We start from the raw sequence: 16,937 nt of genomic DNA, 5'->3' as shown, positions 1-16,937 counted from the left end.
CACTGATCCCCAGAGGTGTGACGTCGGATCCCCCGCCGGTGAGCACGGGCCCTCCCGAATCCCCCAGTCCCCAATGGGGGGATCGAGAGGGCCCCACTCTTTGCCTTCAGTGCCTTCGGCCGGTCATAGGCTGGAACGCATGGCCGGCAACAAGAAGGCGAAGGGCGGCAAGCCGCCGCTGGAGTTCCGCAATCCGCAGCTCGCGGACGCGCTGCAGACGCAAGACCTCGCGGCCGTCGCGTTCGCCCTGCGCCACGGCCCCACCGTCGTGCCGCTGCTGCGCCCCGGCCAACGTGACAACCCGCTCGACACCGGCGAGGTCTGGACCTACCGCGCACCCGACACGGGAGACGTCGCGCTCCTGCTGTTCAGTGACGCGTCACACAAGCCGGCATCCCTCCCGCCCGCCGTCGGTCTCCAGTCGCCGGGGTGGCTGCGCGCCTTCCTCGGCGTGCACGGCGACGAGATCACCACCGTCTTCCTCGACATCGCTGGTCCCCATCCGATGCAGGCGACGCCGGCGGACATCATCGCCGCGCTCGACGCCTGAGTCAGAACCCGGGTTCGTCGCCCGGCGCCGGCCGGTGCAGGCGGCCGAGGTCGGCGAGCGCCGTGCGAAGGTCTTTCGACGACGTGTCGAGGATGCTGCGATAGCCGACGCGGCCGGCCTCGACGCGTCGCTGCTCGTGCTGCGTGACGGCTCGGATCTCGCCCGCGAGACTCAACTCGCCGATCGCGGCGAGCCCGCTCGGATTCGGGTGATCGAATACGGCGCTCGCCACCGCGAGGGCGATCGCCAGGTCTGCTGCCGGTTCGGTCAGGCGCACCCCGCCGACCGTCGACACATAGACGTCGAGGTCGGAGACCTTCACCCGCGCACGCTTTTCGAGCACCGCCAGGATCATCGCGACTCGGGCGCCGTCGACGCCGCTCACGATACGCCGCGGGTTCGGCGCGCCCGTCGGAATCGTGAGGGCCTGCACTTCGACGGGCAGAGCGCGTCGCCCCTCGAGCGCGATCGTGACGCACGTGCCCGCTTCGCGCGAGCCGTGGCCGAGGAACAGCGCACTCGGATCGGGCACCTCGGCGATGCCGTCACCGGTCATATCGAAGCATCCGACCTCGTCGGTCGCGCCGAACCGGTTCTTCAGCGCCCGCACGAAGCGCAGCGAGGTCTGCCGGTCGCCCTCGAAATGGCACACGACGTCGACGAGGTGTTCGAGGATGCGGGGCCCCGCGATCGAGCCGTCTTTCGTGACGTGACCGACGATGATCACCGGCAGGTCGCGTTCTTTCGCGATGCGGATGAGGGTGGATGCCACTTCGCGCACCTGGCTGGGGTGACCGGCGACGCCATCGGTGAGGCTCGACGAGACCGTCTGAACGGAGTCGACGATGAGCAGATCGGGCCGCACCTCGTCGATATGACCGAGCACGGTCGCGAGATCCGTCTCGCTCGCGAGGAACAGGCGGTCGTGCAGCGCTCCGGTGCGCTCGGCGCGAAGACGCACCTGGCCGAGCGACTCTTCGGCGCTCACATACAGCACCGTCTGCCCGGCTCCCGCACTGCGTGATGCCACTTCGAGCAGCAGCGTCGACTTGCCGACGCCCGGTTCGCCCGACAGCAGGATCGCCGCACCCGGCACGACGCCTCCGCCCAGCACCCGGTCGAACTCGCCGACGCCGCTCGTGCGACGCGGTGCTTCGCTCGTGTCGATCGACGTGATGGGCGTCGCCCGACGGGCCGGCGCGATCGCCGTCACCGACGTCACGATGCCGGTTGCCGCGCCCTGCTCGACGACCGTGCCCCACTGCTGGCATTCGCCGCAGCGGCCGACCCATTTGGCGGTCGTCCACCCGCATTCGGTGCACCGGAACGCGGTGGTCATCGTCTTGCGGGTCGCCATGGATCCAGCGTAGGTGCGAGCGCCGACATGCCTCGGCATCCATCCCCCGCATGCGCGAGACTTGCCTCATGGCAGAAGGCGAAGACCTCGACACGATCGTCGTCGAGCTGTACGCCGTGCCGCCGGCGGACTTCACGACGGCGCGCAGCGAGCGCGCGCGAGGTGTCGACAAGGATCTCGCCGCCCGCGTCGCGAAGATCCGCAAGCCGGTCGTGTCGGCGTGGGTGGTCGACCTGCTCGCCCGTGAGGGAATGCTCGCTGACGCGCTCGAACTCGGGGCCGCGTTGCGTGAGGCCCAGGACGATCTCGACGCCGCTGAGCTGTCCCGCCTCGGGCGACAGCGACGGCAGTTGGTGGCGGCGCTCGCTCGGTCTGGTGGCGACCGTGCTGCCGATGTCGGTGTCGCGGTCAGTGCCGCCGCGCTCACAGACATCGAGTCGACCCTGAACGCTGCACTCATCGATGCGACAGCGGCGGCCGCCGTGCGCACGGCGCGACTGGCCAAGCCCATCGCCGCCGGGGGAGACCTCGACCTCGCCGATGTGCTGAGTGGTTCGGCGCCGCTGCCGCAGCGCGACGAGACCCCCGACGACGAACTCGCAGAACGTCGAGCCCGCAAGGCCGCCGAAAGTGCCGCCCGCGAAGCCGAACGCGCCGCCGACCGCGCCGCCCGCGATCAGACGGATGCGGAGGATAAGCGCGACCGCGCACAGGCGAAGGCCGACGGGCTCGAGACGCGCGCCGACGCGTTGCGGCGTGAACTCGCACAGATCGAAGCGGAGGCGTCAGCGGCCCGCGCAGACCTCGACGCCCTCATCCGCGCGGCCGCGGAGGCCGCCGAGCAGGCTCGTACCGCCGCGCGCCGCGCGAAAACCGCGCGTGCCGCCGTCGACCCCGGGTGAGTGCGCGACGCGCGGGTACCGAACTCCTCAGTTTTGGGGCTGCGGTGCCCTGAAACGACCCTGCCGGGCCGGCCGGGTGCGAAAACTCAGGAGTTACGCGCGCCGCGGCTGAGCAGAGCGGGCGGTCACCGCAGCGACGCCGCGACCTCTGACAGGGCGTCGGCGGAACGGCGGAACAGACCGAGCTCGGCGTCGCTGAACGTGGTCTCGGGGATTGGGAACGCGCCCGAGCGGCCGACGATCGACGGCACCGACAGGGCCACGCCGCTCACACCCTGGAAGTCGTTCAGCACCGTCGAGACCGGCATGACGGCGCTCTCGTCGTTCAGCAGTGCTTCGACGATGCGTGCGCTCGAGAGGCCGATCGCATAGTTCGTGGCGCCCTTGCCCTGAATGACCTTGTACGCGGCATCCCGCACGTCGATCGCGATCTGGTCGAGCTCTTCGACGGTGAACTTCGGCTGCCCGTCCCGCGGCACCCAGTCGAGGATCGGCACCGTGCCGATCGTCGCGTGCGACCACAGCGGAAACTCGGTGTCGCCGTGCTCGCCGACGATGTAGGCGTGCACGCTGGAGGTCGATACTCCTGCGCGCTGTGCGAGCTTCCACCGCAGCCGCGACGTGTCGAGCACGGTGCCAGACGCGAACACGCGCTCGGGCGGAAGACCGGTGGCCTCCTGCGCGAGCACCGTCAGGACGTCGCAGGGGTTCGTGACGATCACGAAGGTTGCGTCGGGGGCGACCTCGAGCAGCTGCGGCATCATCGTCTTGAGGATGCCGGCGTTCACACCAGCCAGCTCGATGCGGGTCTGCCCGGGCTTCTGCTTGGCACCCGCGGTGATCACCACGACGTGCGAGCCTGCCGCGACCGAGATGTCGGAGCCGCCGATGATGTCGCTCGACCCGGTGAATTGCGCGCCGTGGGCGAGGTCGAGCACCTCCGCCTCGGTCTTCTCGGTGGCGATGTCATACAGGGCGACGTGCCTCGCCGATCCGCGGATGAGGGCGGCATAGGCGACGCTGGATCCGACCGCGCCGGCGCCGACGACGGTGAGTTTCGAGTTCTCGATCGCGCTCATGCGCTCAGTCTGGCAGTGTCCGGTCGCATCCGGGAGGGTACGGGCCGGGAATAACGGGTGACCTGCGGCTTCGCCCGTGAGGCTCGGTTCGCGGCACGGCTGAACGTGTCGTAAACTGTTCGGCGGTGACGTGTCCGAGCGGCCGAAGGTGCAACTCTCGAAAAGTTGTGTAGGGTAACCCCCTACCGTGGGTTCAAATCCCACCGTCACCGCCACTTTCAGCAGATCAGCCCCGGTTTTCGCCGGGGCTGATATGCGTTCGGTGGAGAAATCCGGCGCCGGTTCGGCCCCACCGTCTAGTCTCGACCCATGGGGGTCACGGCGAACGCGTATCTGACGGGCTTCGGGCGCTATCTGCCCGGGCCGCCGATCGGCAATGACGAGATCGTGACGCGCCTCGGCGGTGACGACAAGGTCACCGCGCGCATCCGCGAACGCATCCTCGCAGCCAACGGCATCAAGCAGCGCCACTACGCGCTCGACGAGCAGGGTGAACCGACCGAGCTCAACGAACAGCTCGCGGTGAAGGCACTGCAGGCCGCGCTCGACGACCGTGGCATCGCGGCATCCGATCTGCGCATGCTCGCGTGCGCCACGACGATGGGCGACGTGCTCGTACCGGGCTTCGGGTCGATGGTGCATGGTCGACTCGGCGGCGGCCCCATGCAGGTGCTGACGGCGACCGGCGTGTGCTCGTCGAGCCTCAGCGCGCTCGATGCTGCGGTGGCCAAGGTCAAACTCGGCGACCACCCGCGCGCCGCCGTCGTCGGGTCAGAGCTTCCCAGCCGCAGCCTCCGCCAGCGGCGCTTCGACGGGGTCAAGGCCGGTATGGACTCGCACTTTCTCCGGTGGATGCTCTCGGACGGGGCAGGTGCCGTCGTCGTCGAGTTCCAGCCGCATCCGGATCGCCCGTCGCTGCGGGTCGACTGGGTGCGACAGGTCTCGCTCGCCCACGACAATGCCGTGTGCATGCGCTCGGGCATGACGGGTCTCGACCCGGTGCCCGGTGCGACGTGGCAGGACATCCCGGTCGATGAGGCGAGGGATGCCGGCATGTTCACGCTTCGGCAAGACGTGAGCGTGCTCGACAAACTCGCCGACACCGGGCTCGCCCAGTTCGAGGAGCTCGTCGACACGGGACTCGTGGACGTGCACCACCTCGACCACGTGCTCTGCCACTACTCGACGAACATGTTCCGCGACCTCGCGTTCGACGGGCTGCGCCGCCGGGTGCCGTCGCTGGACACCGACCGCTGGTTCTCGAATCTCGAGACCTGCGGCAACACCGGGTCGGCGAGCATCTTCATCGCGCTCGAAGAGGCGTGGCGCACCGGCCGCTTCGCGCCGGGCGAGACGATCCTGCTCGCCGTGCCCGAGTCGGGCCGGTTCTCGTTCGCCTTCGCCCACCTCACCGTGGTCGCACCACCGGCCCGACCCGTCGCCTGACCGACCGCCGCACGATTCACCCAATGACAGGGAGTACGCCGATGACCACCGAACTGACCGCCGAAGCATCCGCCACCGTCGAATCGCTCACCGAGCGCCTCGCCGACGTCTGGGTCGAGCTCGAGGAACGGCTCGCCGAGGTGCCGATCCTGCGCCGCCTCGAAGAGGGCACCGTCACGATCGACGACTACCTGCGACTGCTGTTCAACCTGCGCCAGCAGGTCGTCGACGGGTCACCGTGGATCTCGCGCGCCGCATCCAACTTCGACATCGCGCACTTCGAACTGCGTGCCGCCGCGATCCGCCACGCCGAGGAGGAGCACCGCGACTACCTCATGATCGAACGCGACTACGTCGCCGTCGGCGGCTCGCTCGACGACCTGCGCGCGGGGCGCAAGAACCTCGGCTCCGAAGCGCTGTCTGGCTACATGTTCACCTACGCCGACCGCCCCAACCCGGTCGGGCTGCTCGGCGCGATGTTCATCATCGAGGGCCTCGGCGCCAACCGCGCCGCAGGCTGGGCGAACCGATTCCAGGAAGTGCTGGGGCTGGCCGACAACCAGGTGCACTTCATGAAGTACCACGAGGTCGCCGACGCGCAGCACACGGGTGGGCTCGACGCGATCCTCACCTCCGGCATCATCGACGACGCTGCCGCCGACGAGATCGTCCGCTGCGCACAGGTCGTCGCCCGCCTCTACGCGCTGCAGCTCGAAGAACTGGACCGCTGAGGTGGCGACACGCCCGCCGCTGCCGCTCGTCCGCGAGTTCGTCCGCTCCGACCCGAGCATGTGGGAGGCGATCTACGCCGACCCGTCGGTGCCGCTCGATCGTGCGGTGGTGCGGCAGATCCTCAACGACCAGCGGCGACTGTCGAGGCGGTGGCTGTATCCGATCGCACGCATCTTCTCGCGCGTCGTCGTGGCGCTCGTGACCGTCGTCAAACGCGTGCTGCCGATGCGGTGGATGCCGCTGCGCACGATGGATGCGCTCTGCGTCTGGTTCTTGCGGCACTTCGTCTCGCCCGCCGCGGTCGAACTGCTCATCCGACACTTCGTCGTCGAGACGAACCTGGTGAACTTCATCATCCGCAACACCCCCGTCGACATGGAGCCGGTGACCCTGCGCCCGACGGCGCTGTCGGGGTTGGGCGACAACGCCGTCGTCGAACACGACGTGAACGTGTACGACGTGCTCATCGCCCTCGAGCACGTGCCACTGGCGAAAGTCGAAACGCCCGACTACGCGCAGCTCGACATTCCCAAGCTCGATGCCGAGCGGAACATCCAGCGCGTCATCCGCCTCGACATCCAGACGGCGCTGTGTTTCATGAACATCCCGTTCTCGATCGCGCTGACGCTCGAGGAGTACCGCCGCGCGGTGCACTCGATGAAGTTCGACGACTCCTTCCTCGAGATCCTCACGGTGCTCACCGGCGACGACACGTTCCGCCACTGGAAGGTCGGCGCCCTGAGTCTGTGGATGGACTCCAACGTCGACGTGCCGCAAATGGTCTATCGCCACGCCCTGGTGTGCGAATACGCGCACGCACACCTCGTGAAGATCGCACACGGCGTCTCGCCCCGCCACACCGAGGCGGCCTACGACTGAAGGTCGTCCGCGATCCGATCGCCTGACCGTTCCGAACCCCATAGACAGGGGATGCCGCGGATCGGAGGATGGCGACATGGAGCGTGGATCGAAACCCGCACGGGCGGCGATGTTGTGGGCTGCCGTCGTCGGTGTGGTCGCGGCAGCGGTGCTGCTGGCGGTCGCCGAAGTGCTCGCGCTCGTGTTCACACCCGGTGGCGGGCCGATCGTCGCGGTCGGGGCGTTCGTCATCGACATCGTTCCCCGCCCGCTGAAGGAATTCGCGATCGCGACATTCGGCGAGGCCGACAAGCCGGTGCTGTTGATCGGCCTAGGCGTCGCAGTACTCGTCGCCGCCGCCGTCACCGGGGTGCTGCAGTACGTGCGACGGCCCCTCGGTGCCGCCCTGTTCGCGTTCGCGGGGGTGCTGGCGCTCGCCACCACCGTGACCCGGGCGGGCGCGTCGTGGTTCTCATGGGTGCCGACGGCTGCCGGCACCGTCGCAGGCGTCATCACCCTCGTGCTGCTCATCGGGCGGCTGCGCGCCGCCGAGACGCCGGATGTCGCGGCATCCGTGCCCGAGAATCCCGCCGCGCCGAAGCCGGACGCAGGGGTCGACCGGCGGGGTTTCTTCAGGACGACGGCGATCGTCGGGGCGGCGGCCGTGCTCGTCGGCGTCGGTGCGCGCGTCTTCGACTCGGTGCGGCGAACCGTCGATGTGATCCGCGATGAGCTGCAACTGCCCGCACCGCGACGTACGGTGACGATTCCCGACGGCGCCGAACTCGACATCGAGGGACTCTCGCCGGTCATCACGCCCAACTCCGACTTCTACCGCGTCGACACCGCCCTGCTCGTGCCGACCGTCGACCCCGCCGAGTGGCGGCTTGTGATCGACGGGATGGTCGACGAGCGCGTCGAGCTCACCTTCGACGACCTGCTCGAGATGGGACTCGACGAGTACGCCGTCACACTCACGTGCGTCTCGAACGAGGTCGGAGGGGGATTGGTCGGCAACGCCGTCTGGCTCGGCGTGCCGGTTCGCGAAGTGCTCGCGCTCGCCGGCCCGCAGGCGGATGCCGACATGGTGCTTTCGCGGAGCGTCGATGGGTTCACGGCATCCACACCGCTCGCCTCGCTCACCGACGACGGGATCGATGCGATCCTCGCCGTCGGCATGAACGGCGAGCCGCTGCCCGCCGAGCACGGGTTCCCGGTGCGGATGGTGGTGCCGGGGCTGTACGGGTACGTGTCGGCGACGAAGTGGGTCACCGAGCTGAAGGTCACGACCTTCGCGCAGGACGAGGCCTACTGGACGCCGCGCGGGTACAGCGCGAAGGCGCCGGTCAAGTTCAGCTCGCGTATCGACACCCCGCGCGCCGGCGGCTCGGTGGAGGCGGGGACGATCGCGGTCGCCGGGGTCGCGTGGGCGCAGACAGTCGGCATCGAACGGGTCGAGGTGAGCATCGACGACGGCGAGTGGCAGCAGGCGACGCTCGCGACGGCCATCAACGCCGACACCTGGGTGCAGTGGTTCTTCGAGTGGGAGGCGACGACCGGATCGCACTACATCGCGGTGCGCGCCGTCAATGGCGACGGTGAGCTACAAGCAGAGGAGCGAGCCCCGATCTACCCAGACGGCTCGACCGGCTGGCAGCGGCTGCTCGTGACCGTGCGCTGATCTGGCGCTGACAGCGGATGCCTGCATCCCTGTTGACGCGGGTACCTAACTCGCGTTAGAGTCGTCCGCGACCGCATCTAACGCGAGTTAGGCGCACGAAGGAGTACGCAATGGCCGCTCGGCCCGTGACCATGAAAGACGTCGCCATCAAGGCGGGTGTCTCGCGGTCGGCCGTGTCGTTCGTGCTGAATGACCGCCGCTCGGTCGGGCTCTCCGATGACACCCGAGATCGTGTGCTGGCCGCTGCCGCCGAGTTGGGCTACCGCCCGAACGCGGGGGCTCGCGCACTCGCCAAGAAGACGAGCGATTGGTACGGGCTGGTCACCGAGATCGTCACCGCGCCCTTCGCCGTCGACATCATCAAAGGGGCGCAGGACGCGGCCCTGGTCGATGGCAAGCATCTCCTGATCGCATCCACCGAATCCGACCCCACGATCGAGCAGGCCGCCATCGAACGCCTGCTCGAACAGCGGGTCGAGGGCATTCTCTACGCGGCCACATGGCATCGAGCCGTCGAGCTGCCCGAAATCGCGCGCGAAGTGCCGACCGTCCTCGTGAACTGCTTCGACGCAGAAGGCCGCTTTCCAGCAATCGTCCCGGATGAGCGCGCGGGCGGCCGACGCGCGACTGAGCGGCTGCTTGCGGCCGGTCACCGCCGCATCGGCTTCATCAATCTCGACCCAGAAATCCCTGCCGCGGTCGGGCGACGATCCGGATTCCACGAGGCGCTGCAGGATGCGCAGATCAAAATCCACGATGCGCTCGAGGTCTCTGGGCACGCAACCGCGCACGGCGGATACGACGCGGCGACGGCGCTGCTCGAGCTTGCCGAACCGCCGACCGCTATCTTCTGCGCGAATGACCGCATGGCCATGGGAGCGTTCGATGCGATCAAGGAGCGAGGGCTCCGCATTCCTCATGACGTCGCCGTCATCGGATTCGACAACCAGGAGCTCATCGCGGGCTACCTGAGGCCGGGTCTGACGACGGTTGCACTGCCCTTCGAACAGATGGGCGCACTCGGCGTGGAACTCCTCGCCGACATCATCGCGGGTCGGCCGACCGCCACGGAGACCGTGACGGTCGACTGCCCGCTCCTCGAACGCGCGTCGGTGTGACTGGACATCTCGTCCGACGCGCAGCCCCTTCGGCTTCAACGAAGAAGAAAGGAACTCACCCATCATGACAGTTCACCGCAAGGCGGTGGCCTTGGCGGCTGCCGTCGCGGCGGCCGCGATCGCGTTGTCGGGCTGCAGCTCTGACACCGGCAGCCCCGCTGCCGATGCCCTCGACGGCTCGCAGCTGCTCACCATTCCGCGCGAAGACATGGGCACCTTCGACCGCAACTTCAATCCGTTCGCCAATCCCGACTTCCCCATGACGCAGCAGGCGATCTACGAATCGATGCTGATCTACAACCCCGCCGACGGTTCCACCACGCCTTGGCTGGCCACCGAGTGGGAGGTCGCGGCCGACAGTTCGGGCATCACGTTTACGCTGCGTGACGACGTCACCTGGTCTGACGGTGAGCCGCTCGTCGCCGACGACGTGGTCATCTCTTTCGACCTGCAGCGCGAAGTGCGCGGCGGGTTCGATTATCTCGAGCAGGTGAGCGCGGTCGACGAGCACACCGTGCAGTTCGACTTCTCGGAGCCGTTCTCGCCCGCGCTCCTCGACATCGGACAGCAGACGATCGTGCCCGCGCACGTCTGGCGCGACGTCGAAGACCCCACCACGTTCGCCAACGAAGAGCCGGTCGGGTCGGGCCCTTACACCGAGGTCACGAACTTCCAGGCGCAGTCGTTCGACCTCGGCAAGAACCCGAACTACTGGCAGCCCGACAAGCAGCGCATCGAAGGCATTCGCATGCTGGCGTTCTCGGGCAATGACGGTGCCAATCTCGCCGCCGCCAACGGTGACGTCGACTGGGCGCCGCAGTTCATTCCGAACATCGATCAGGCCTACGTCGCGAAAGATGCCGACAACCGGTTCTTCTGGTTCCCCCCGACCGGGTCGATGATCAACTGGCAGTTCAACACGACCAAGGCGCCGTTCGACGACCCGAACGTCCGCAAGGCGCTGTCGATGGCCGTCGACCGCGAACAGGTCACCGCCGTCGGCATGCAGGGATACACCGAGCCCGCCGACTGCACGGGGCTGAGCGGTTCGTACGACTCGTGGCGCGACGAGGACCTCGCGGGATCGTGCTCGTGGACCGAACGCGATCTCGAAACCGCCGGCGAACTGCTGGATGCCGCGGGCATCACGCTCGGCGCAGACGGCAAGCGCGTGCTGCCCGACGGTTCGCCGTTCGCATTCGACTACTCGGTCGGGTCGACCTCGAGCGACTGGGTGTCGGTCGGCAACGTCATCTCGCAGAACCTCGCAGAGCTCGGCGTCACCGTCACGGTTGCCGCGAAGGACTGGGGCGACGTCGTCGCCGGGTACGAGAACGGCACGTTCGATTCGGGCATCGTGTGGAGCGCGAACGCCCCCACGCCGTACCAGTACTACCGCGGCGTGATGTCGACCGAGACGGTGAAGCCCGTCGGAGAGCAGACCTTCGACAACTATCACCGTTACGGCAGCGAGGAAGCCGATGCGCTGCTGGCCCGGTTCGCACAGGCCCCCGACGAGGAGGCGCAGCACGCGGTCGTCGACGACCTGCAGGCGCTGTTCGCCGAGGAGGCGCCGGTCGCGCCACTGTTCCCCGGCCCGGAGTGGGGCGCTGCCAGCAACGCTCGCTTCACCGGTTGGCCCACGGAGGGCGACCCGTACGCGACCCTGTCGACGCGGTCGCGCACCACCGTGCTCGTGCTGACGACGCTCGAACCCGTCGTTACCGACTGATCACACAGATCGAGTCGTCCTGCTGCGCCGCGAGCGCGGCGCAGCAGGGCGCTCGAGGAGATACGCCATGGGTTATGTGCTGCGGCGGCTCGGCTTCTATCTGGCCGCCTTCTGGGTGTCGATCACCCTCAACTTCTTCCTTCCCCGCTTCATGCCGGGCGACCCTGTCTCGCGCATGGTCGCACGTTTGCAGGGACAGATCCGTCCCGATCAGATCGAGGCACTGCGCGAGTCGTTCGGACTCAGTGACGCGCCGCTCATCGAGCAGTACGTGCGCTACCTGGGGCAGATCTTCACCGGCAACCTCGGATTCTCGATCTCTCGATTCCCGACACCGGTCATGGACGTCATCACCAGCGTGATCGGCTGGACGTTCCTGCTGGGCTTCGTCTCGCTGATCATCGCGGTCGTCATCGGGAATCTGCTCGGCGTGCTGGCCGCGTGGCGACGCGGCGGCATCCTCGATTCGTTCGTGCCGCCGCTGCTCGTCTTCATCGGATCATTCCCGTACTTCTGGCTGGCGATGGGGCTGCTCTACCTCTTCGGCGTAACACTCGACTGGTTCCCCCTGCGACACGCGTTCGAGGTGGGCAGTGTGCCGGCGATCACCCCGGCCTTCATCGGCGACGTCGCTCACCACCTGTTCCTGCCCGCAGCCTCGATCGTGCTCGTCTCCGTCGGTGGATGGATGCTGGGCATGCGCAACACCATGATCGCGACCAACGCCGAGGACTACATCGTCATGGCCGAGGCCAAGGGGCTTCGCCCGCATCGCGTGATGATGCAGTACGCCGCTCGCAATGCACTGCTGCCCTCGGTGACGGCATTCGGCATGTCACTCGGGTTCGTGGTCGGTGGGGCGCTGCTGACCGAGGTCGTCTTCGCCTACCCCGGCATCGGCTACACGCTGCTCGCGGCCGTGCAGAACCTCGACTACCCGCTCATGCAGGGGCTGTTCCTCACGATCACCACAGCCGTGCTGATCGCCAACTTCCTCGTCGACATCGTGTACGTGCGGCTCGACCCGCGCGTGCGCGTGAACTGATCGGAGGGCGAGATGTCGCTCGCACAAGACCCACGTGCCATGGTCGAACTCGACCTCGGCACGCCGCCGGGACCCGACGGCGAAGCCGCAGCGGTCACGCCGTCGCGTCGACGGCAAGGAGGCTCGAACCTCCTGCTCGGACTGCTCGGCAACGCGAAGGCGCTCACGGGGGTGGTCATCCTGATCGTCTTCGTGCTGGTCGCCCTCCTCGCGCCGGTGCTCTCTCCCGGTGATCCGACCCTCATCCAGGGCATCGGATCGCAGCCGCCGTCAGCGGAACACGTCCTCGGCACCACCGCGAAGGGGCAGGACGTGCTCGCCCTCAACATCTGGGGCGCACGCTCGTCACTGTTCGTCGGGTTCACCGTCGGCATCCTGGCAACGCTCGTCGGTCTGCTCGTCGGCCTCGCCTCGGCCTACCTCGGACGAACCGTCGACAACCTGCTTTCGCTCGTGACCAACGTCTTCCTGCTGCTGCCCGGGCTTCCGCTGCTCGTGATCCTGGCGGCATTCCTTCCGCAGGGGCTCGGCACCGTGATCCTCGTACTGGTCATCACCGGGTGGGCGGGGTCGGCGCGCGTCCTGCGTTCGCAGGCCCTGTCGATCCGCGGAAAGGACTTCGTCTCGGCATCGCAGGTGACCGGTGAGAGCGGCATCCGCATCATGTTCCGAGAGATCCTCCCGAACATGGCCTCGATCGTCATGAGCACCTTTCTCGCCTGCGTCATCTTCGGCATCGGTGCCCAAGCCGGCCTCGAGTTCCTGGGGCTCGGCGACATCAGCACCATCAGCTGGGGAACGAACCTCTACTGGGCCAGTAACGACGGTGCCCTGCTGACCGGTGCCTGGTGGGTGTTCGTCCCACCAGGTGTCTGCATCGCGCTCGTCGCCTTCGCGCTCGCACTGGTCAACTACGGCGTCGACGAGACCACGAACCCCAGACTGCGACGTCCGAAACGTCGCACCACCCCAGACGCGCCCACGCGTGTCGCAAGCCGTCCGGAGGCTCAACGATGAGCGCGCCACTGCTCGATGTGTCCGATCTGTCGGTCGAGTACGTCACCGACGCCCGCACCGTGCGGGCGGTCGACCGGGTGTCCTTCACGATTGCCGAGCGCGAGGTGTTCGGTCTGGCGGGCGAGTCCGGATGCGGCAAATCGACGATCGCGAATGCGATTCTGCGGCTGCTGCGCGACCCCGCCGTGATCGCGGGCGGATCGATCCGCTTCGCCGGCACCGACGTGCTCTCGCTCAGCGCCGAAGCGTTGCGGGCGTTCCGGTGGCGACAGGTCGCCATGGTCTTCCAGAGTGCGATGAACTCGCTCAACCCGGTCATGACGATCGGCGCACAGATCATCGACATCTTCACGACCCACGAAGGCATCTCGAAAGCGTCCGCGCGGGCAAAGGCCGCCGACCTGCTTGATCTCGTCGGCATCCCGCGAGACCGGCTGCGCGCGTATCCGCACCAGTTGTCTGGTGGGATGCGTCAACGCGTCGTCATCGCGATGGCGACCGCGCTGCGGCCGTCGCTGCTGATCATGGACGAGCCGACGACTGCGCTCGACGTCGTCGTGCAACAAGAGATCATGGCGCAGATCAAAGACCTCCAGCAGGAGCTCGGATTCGCGATCCTGTTCATCACGCATGACATGTCGCTCATGGTCGAGCTGTCCGACCGCATGGCCGTGATGTATGGCGGCAGGTTCGTCGAGACGGCACCCGCGAACGACATGTTCGCGACACCCCGGCATCCATACACGCGCGCGCTGATGAACGCGTTCCCGCCGATGTCGGGTCCGCGCACCAGACTCCGTGGCCTCGGCGAAGGCGTGCGATTCGCGGGAATTCCCGATCTGGAACCGGCCACCCCCACCCACTGGGTCGCTCCGAGCGACGACGCTCTCATCACGGAGGCACTCACATGACCGACACTCCTGTGCTTTCGGCTCGCGGTCTGGCCAAGACCTTCACGACGGGCGGCGCCTTCTCGCGCAGCCGAGTGCGAGCGCTGGGTGGCGTCGATCTCGACATCGCGCACGGCGAGATCGTTGCGCTCGTCGGCGAGTCGGGGAGCGGAAAATCCACCTTCGCGCGCTGTATCGCCCGCCTCGAACAGCCCAGCTCGGGCACGTTCCTCTTCGAGGGCGAGGACGTCGTCGCGACCACTCGCCGCGCCACTCGGGCCTACCGGTCAGCCGTGCAGATGATCTTTCAGGACCCGTTCGGGTCGCTCAACCCCGTGCACCGCGTCGGGCACTTCTTGGAGCGCCCGTTGCGCATCCATGGCGCCGTCGCCGACCGCAGCGCGCTCGAGGCAGCGAAGCGACGCCTGCTCGAAAAGGTCGGGCTGCCCGACGAGATGCTCGACCGCTACCCCCACGAACTGTCGGGTGGCCAGCGGCAGCGCATCGCAATCGCCCGCGCCCTCGCGGTCGGTCCGCGGCTACTCCTGGCCGATGAGCCGACGTCGATGCTCGACGTCTCGGTGCGCATCGGCGTCCTGAACCTCATGCGCAGCCTCTGCGAAGAGCAGGGCATCTCGATGCTGTACATCACGCACGACCTCGCGTCGGCGCGATACCTCGCCGACCGCATCGCCGTGATGTACGCGGGGGAGCTGGTCGAAGTGGGCGACGCGATGCAGCTGCTCGCGCAACCCGCCCACCCCTACACGCGACTGCTCATCTCGGCGGTCCCCGACCCGGCCCGGCGCGACCCCTTCGACGCCGAACAGCGGGCCGCGCTGCGCCGAGACGTGCTGCATCCCACTCGGTGCCCATGGCAGGGCGACCCCGACCAGCCGTGCACCGCTGAGAACGCCGTCTTCCACACCATCAGCGCCCAACCCGAGCACCGGGTGCGATGCGGGCTGTACGCCCCGCCGCCGGACGCACCCGGCACCGCCCTGGAACAACCTGCCGCCGCTCCCCGCTCGGCCGACCTGGAGAACGACCCCGCATGACCACCACCACCGCATCCGCACCGGCGACCGAGTTGATCGAACGGGCGAGGGCGGACCGGCATCGTCCGGCGTTCCACTTCGTCGCCCCGGCCGGATGGCTCAATGACCCGAACGGGCTGACCCAGCGAGACGGGTGGTTCCACCTCTTCTACCAGTACAACCCGCATGCGCCCGTGCATCACCGGATCCACTGGGGGCACGCGCGCAGCAAAGACCTCGTGCACTGGGAGGAACTGCCGATCGCGCTCGAGCCGAGTGAGGGCCCCGATGTCGACGGCTGTTGGTCCGGCGTGCTCGTCGACCACGACGGCGTGCCCACGCTCGTCTATTCGGGACGCCACGGCGATCGGGAGCTGCCGTGCATCGCGACCGGGTCGGCCGATCTCGCGACGTGGACGAAGCACGACGCGAACCCCGTCATCCCGGCGCCGCCGGCCGACCTCGATATCGTTGCCTTCCGCGACCATTGCGTGTGGCGCGAGGAGTCGGGAACGTGGCGCCAGATCATCGGCGCCGGGATCCGGGATGTCGGCGGCACCGCGCTGCTGTACGAATCCACCGACCTGCGCACGTGGGAGTACCTCGGTCCGCTGCTCACCGGTGACGCCGGAGCTCAGGACCGCAACGCCGCCGACTGGACCGGCACCATGTGGGAATGCGTCGACCTGTTCGCCGTCGACGACGCCGATGTTCTTGTCTTCTCCGCGTGGGACGACGGCGTGACCCACCACCCCCTCTACTGGACGGGGCGGTACGCCGGCGACCGCTTTGAGCCGGCTTCGCTGCACCGCCTCGACCTCGGCGGGCGCTTTTTCTACGCGCCGCAGTCGATGTGCGACGCGTCCGGGCGGCGCGTGATGTTCGGCTGGATGCAGGAGGGTCGTCCCGACGACGCCGCCGTGCAGGCGGGCTGGTCGGGCGTGATGTCGCTGCCGCGCGTTGTCACGGCTCGCGCCGACGGCTCGCTGCACCAGGCGCCTGTGCCTGAGGTGGAGCTGTTGCGCGAATCGCTGCTGTACCGCGGCGATGCCGTGGACGGCTTCGATGTCGCCGGCGATCAACTGGACATCGAAGTCGACGTGCAGCTACCGGAGGGAGCGGCGATCGAGGTGACAGTGCGGGCGACCGCCGATGGTCGTGAGCGCACGGTGTATCGGCTCGAACGGTCCGGCCACCACGCCGACTTCTCGCTCGATCGCTCGCACGCGAGCCTCGATCAGTCCACAGATGCCGGCCCGCTGGGCGGGCGAGTGCCCGTCGAGGGCGATCGCGTGCGCGTTCGCGTGCTCGTCGACCACTCGGCCCTCGAAGCGTTCGCGAACGGGGTGCCGCTCGCCGCCCGCGTGTACCCCGTCGCGCCCGACGCGGATCGCGTGTCGATCCGTGTCGACGGCGCCACCGCGCAGGCATCGGTGTGGCGCATGCGCGCCGCGCACTGACCAGGAGCACTGACCACAAGAGAAAGGTGACAC

Annotated in this window: 15 protein-coding genes and 1 tRNA gene; 14 read left to right on the top strand and 2 right to left on the bottom strand. The window is 68.1% G+C overall.

The window, feature by feature from the left end; all coding sequences use genetic code 11:
* The first annotated feature begins 139 nt into the window (after positions 1-139).
* Positions 140-550 carry a dehydrogenase gene (locus ACSF8R_RS05040; protein ID WP_434810760.1) on the top strand — a complete coding sequence of 137 codons (411 nt, stop codon included), beginning with the start codon at positions 140-142 and terminating at the stop codon, positions 548-550.
* Between the two features lies 1 nt (position 551).
* Here ACSF8R_RS05040 and radA read toward each other — a convergent pair whose 3' ends face one another.
* The gene (gene radA / locus ACSF8R_RS05035; protein WP_434810759.1) at positions 552-1,907 is read right to left on the bottom strand and encodes a DNA repair protein RadA; all 1,356 of its coding nucleotides are present in this window, start codon (positions 1,905-1,907) and stop codon (positions 552-554) included.
* Positions 1,908-1,975: 68 nt separating this feature from the next.
* Here radA and ACSF8R_RS05030 point away from each other — a divergent pair, with 68 nt between their 5' ends.
* On the top strand, positions 1,976-2,809 hold the full coding sequence (locus ACSF8R_RS05030) for a transposase (RefSeq protein ID WP_434810758.1): 834 nt from the start codon (positions 1,976-1,978) through the stop codon (positions 2,807-2,809).
* Between the two features lie 125 nt (positions 2,810-2,934).
* Here the strand turns inward: ACSF8R_RS05030 and ACSF8R_RS05025 are convergent, their stop codons facing one another.
* Positions 2,935-3,888 (bottom strand): L-lactate dehydrogenase, encoded by a 954-nt coding sequence (locus ACSF8R_RS05025; protein ID WP_434810757.1) that lies wholly within the window; start codon positions 3,886-3,888, stop codon positions 2,935-2,937.
* A gap of 124 nt (positions 3,889-4,012) precedes the next feature.
* Here ACSF8R_RS05025 and ACSF8R_RS05020 point away from each other — a divergent pair.
* The 12 genes from ACSF8R_RS05020 to ACSF8R_RS04965 all read left to right on the top strand — a co-directional run bounded on the left by ACSF8R_RS05020 (position 4,013) and on the right by ACSF8R_RS04965 (position 16,904).
* A tRNA-Ser gene (locus ACSF8R_RS05020) sits at positions 4,013-4,103 on the top strand.
* A 94-nt stretch (positions 4,104-4,197) separates the two neighbouring features.
* Entirely contained in the window at positions 4,198-5,334 is a 1,137-nt protein-coding gene (locus ACSF8R_RS05015; RefSeq protein ID WP_434810756.1) for a 3-oxoacyl-[acyl-carrier-protein] synthase III C-terminal domain-containing protein, read from the top strand.
* Positions 5,335-5,375: 41 nt separating this feature from the next.
* Positions 5,376-6,065, top strand: coding sequence for an iron-containing redox enzyme family protein (locus ACSF8R_RS05010; protein ID WP_434810755.1), 690 nt, complete (start codon positions 5,376-5,378; stop codon positions 6,063-6,065).
* A 1-nt stretch (position 6,066) separates the two neighbouring features.
* Positions 6,067-6,945: a DUF6999 family protein gene (locus ACSF8R_RS05005; RefSeq protein WP_434810754.1), complete on the top strand. Its 879-nt coding sequence runs from the start codon at positions 6,067-6,069 to the stop codon at positions 6,943-6,945.
* Positions 6,946-7,021: 76 nt separating this feature from the next.
* Positions 7,022-8,605, top strand: coding sequence for a molybdopterin-dependent oxidoreductase (locus tag ACSF8R_RS05000; RefSeq protein ID WP_434810753.1), 1,584 nt, complete (start codon positions 7,022-7,024; stop codon positions 8,603-8,605).
* A gap of 110 nt (positions 8,606-8,715) precedes the next feature.
* Positions 8,716-9,723, top strand: coding sequence for a LacI family DNA-binding transcriptional regulator (locus tag ACSF8R_RS04995; RefSeq protein ID WP_434810752.1), 1,008 nt, complete (start codon positions 8,716-8,718; stop codon positions 9,721-9,723).
* 64 nt (positions 9,724-9,787) lie between these two features.
* Positions 9,788-11,455 (top strand): ABC transporter substrate-binding protein, encoded by a 1,668-nt coding sequence (locus ACSF8R_RS04990; RefSeq protein WP_434810751.1) that lies wholly within the window; start codon positions 9,788-9,790, stop codon positions 11,453-11,455.
* Positions 11,456-11,522: 67 nt separating this feature from the next.
* A complete protein-coding gene (locus ACSF8R_RS04985; RefSeq protein ID WP_434810750.1) occupies positions 11,523-12,500 on the top strand; it encodes an ABC transporter permease in 978 nt (325 codons plus the stop codon).
* Positions 12,501-12,539: 39 nt separating this feature from the next.
* The gene (locus tag ACSF8R_RS04980) at positions 12,540-13,517 is read left to right on the top strand and encodes an ABC transporter permease (protein ID WP_434810817.1); all 978 of its coding nucleotides are present in this window, start codon (positions 12,540-12,542) and stop codon (positions 13,515-13,517) included.
* Positions 13,514-14,428 (top strand): ABC transporter ATP-binding protein, encoded by a 915-nt coding sequence (locus ACSF8R_RS04975; RefSeq protein WP_434810749.1) that lies wholly within the window; start codon positions 13,514-13,516, stop codon positions 14,426-14,428. The genes ACSF8R_RS04980 and ACSF8R_RS04975 overlap by 4 nt, the downstream gene beginning before the upstream one ends.
* Positions 14,425-15,465 (top strand): ATP-binding cassette domain-containing protein, encoded by a 1,041-nt coding sequence (locus tag ACSF8R_RS04970; RefSeq protein ID WP_434810748.1) that lies wholly within the window; start codon positions 14,425-14,427, stop codon positions 15,463-15,465. Before ACSF8R_RS04975 ends, ACSF8R_RS04970 begins: the two co-directional genes overlap by 4 nt.
* A complete protein-coding gene (locus ACSF8R_RS04965; RefSeq protein ID WP_434810747.1) occupies positions 15,462-16,904 on the top strand; it encodes a glycoside hydrolase family 32 protein in 1,443 nt (480 codons plus the stop codon). The genes ACSF8R_RS04970 and ACSF8R_RS04965 overlap by 4 nt, the downstream gene beginning before the upstream one ends.
* Positions 16,905-16,937 lie beyond the last annotated feature (33 nt).

Source organism: Microbacterium sp. bgisy189, from assembly GCF_965345345.1.
In the GTDB taxonomy this organism is placed as follows: domain Bacteria; phylum Actinomycetota; class Actinomycetes; order Actinomycetales; family Microbacteriaceae; genus Microbacterium.
Note: the sequence above shows the minus strand (reverse complement) of the source record. Positions and strands in the feature narration are given on the sequence as shown.

Coding starts and splice junctions, on each gene's coding strand:
- ACSF8R_RS04985 (WP_434810750.1), top strand. CDS start 11,523: ATGGGTTATGTGCTGCGGCGGCTCGGCTTCTATCTGGCCGCCTTCTGG.
- ACSF8R_RS04990 (WP_434810751.1), top strand. CDS start 9,788: ATGACAGTTCACCGCAAGGCGGTGGCCTTGGCGGCTGCCGTCGCGGCG.
- radA (WP_434810759.1), bottom strand. CDS start 1,907: ATGGCGACCCGCAAGACGATGACCACCGCGTTCCGGTGCACCGAATGC.
- ACSF8R_RS05040 (WP_434810760.1), top strand. CDS start 140: ATGGCCGGCAACAAGAAGGCGAAGGGCGGCAAGCCGCCGCTGGAGTTC.
- ACSF8R_RS04965 (WP_434810747.1), top strand. CDS start 15,462: ATGACCACCACCACCGCATCCGCACCGGCGACCGAGTTGATCGAACGG.
- ACSF8R_RS04995 (WP_434810752.1), top strand. CDS start 8,716: ATGGCCGCTCGGCCCGTGACCATGAAAGACGTCGCCATCAAGGCGGGT.
- ACSF8R_RS04975 (WP_434810749.1), top strand. CDS start 13,514: ATGAGCGCGCCACTGCTCGATGTGTCCGATCTGTCGGTCGAGTACGTC.
- ACSF8R_RS05025 (WP_434810757.1), bottom strand. CDS start 3,888: ATGAGCGCGATCGAGAACTCGAAACTCACCGTCGTCGGCGCCGGCGCG.
- ACSF8R_RS05030 (WP_434810758.1), top strand. CDS start 1,976: ATGGCAGAAGGCGAAGACCTCGACACGATCGTCGTCGAGCTGTACGCC.
- ACSF8R_RS04980 (WP_434810817.1), top strand. CDS start 12,540: ATGGTCGAACTCGACCTCGGCACGCCGCCGGGACCCGACGGCGAAGCC.
- ACSF8R_RS05000 (WP_434810753.1), top strand. CDS start 7,022: ATGGAGCGTGGATCGAAACCCGCACGGGCGGCGATGTTGTGGGCTGCC.
- ACSF8R_RS04970 (WP_434810748.1), top strand. CDS start 14,425: ATGACCGACACTCCTGTGCTTTCGGCTCGCGGTCTGGCCAAGACCTTC.
- ACSF8R_RS05015 (WP_434810756.1), top strand. CDS start 4,198: ATGGGGGTCACGGCGAACGCGTATCTGACGGGCTTCGGGCGCTATCTG.
- ACSF8R_RS05010 (WP_434810755.1), top strand. CDS start 5,376: ATGACCACCGAACTGACCGCCGAAGCATCCGCCACCGTCGAATCGCTC.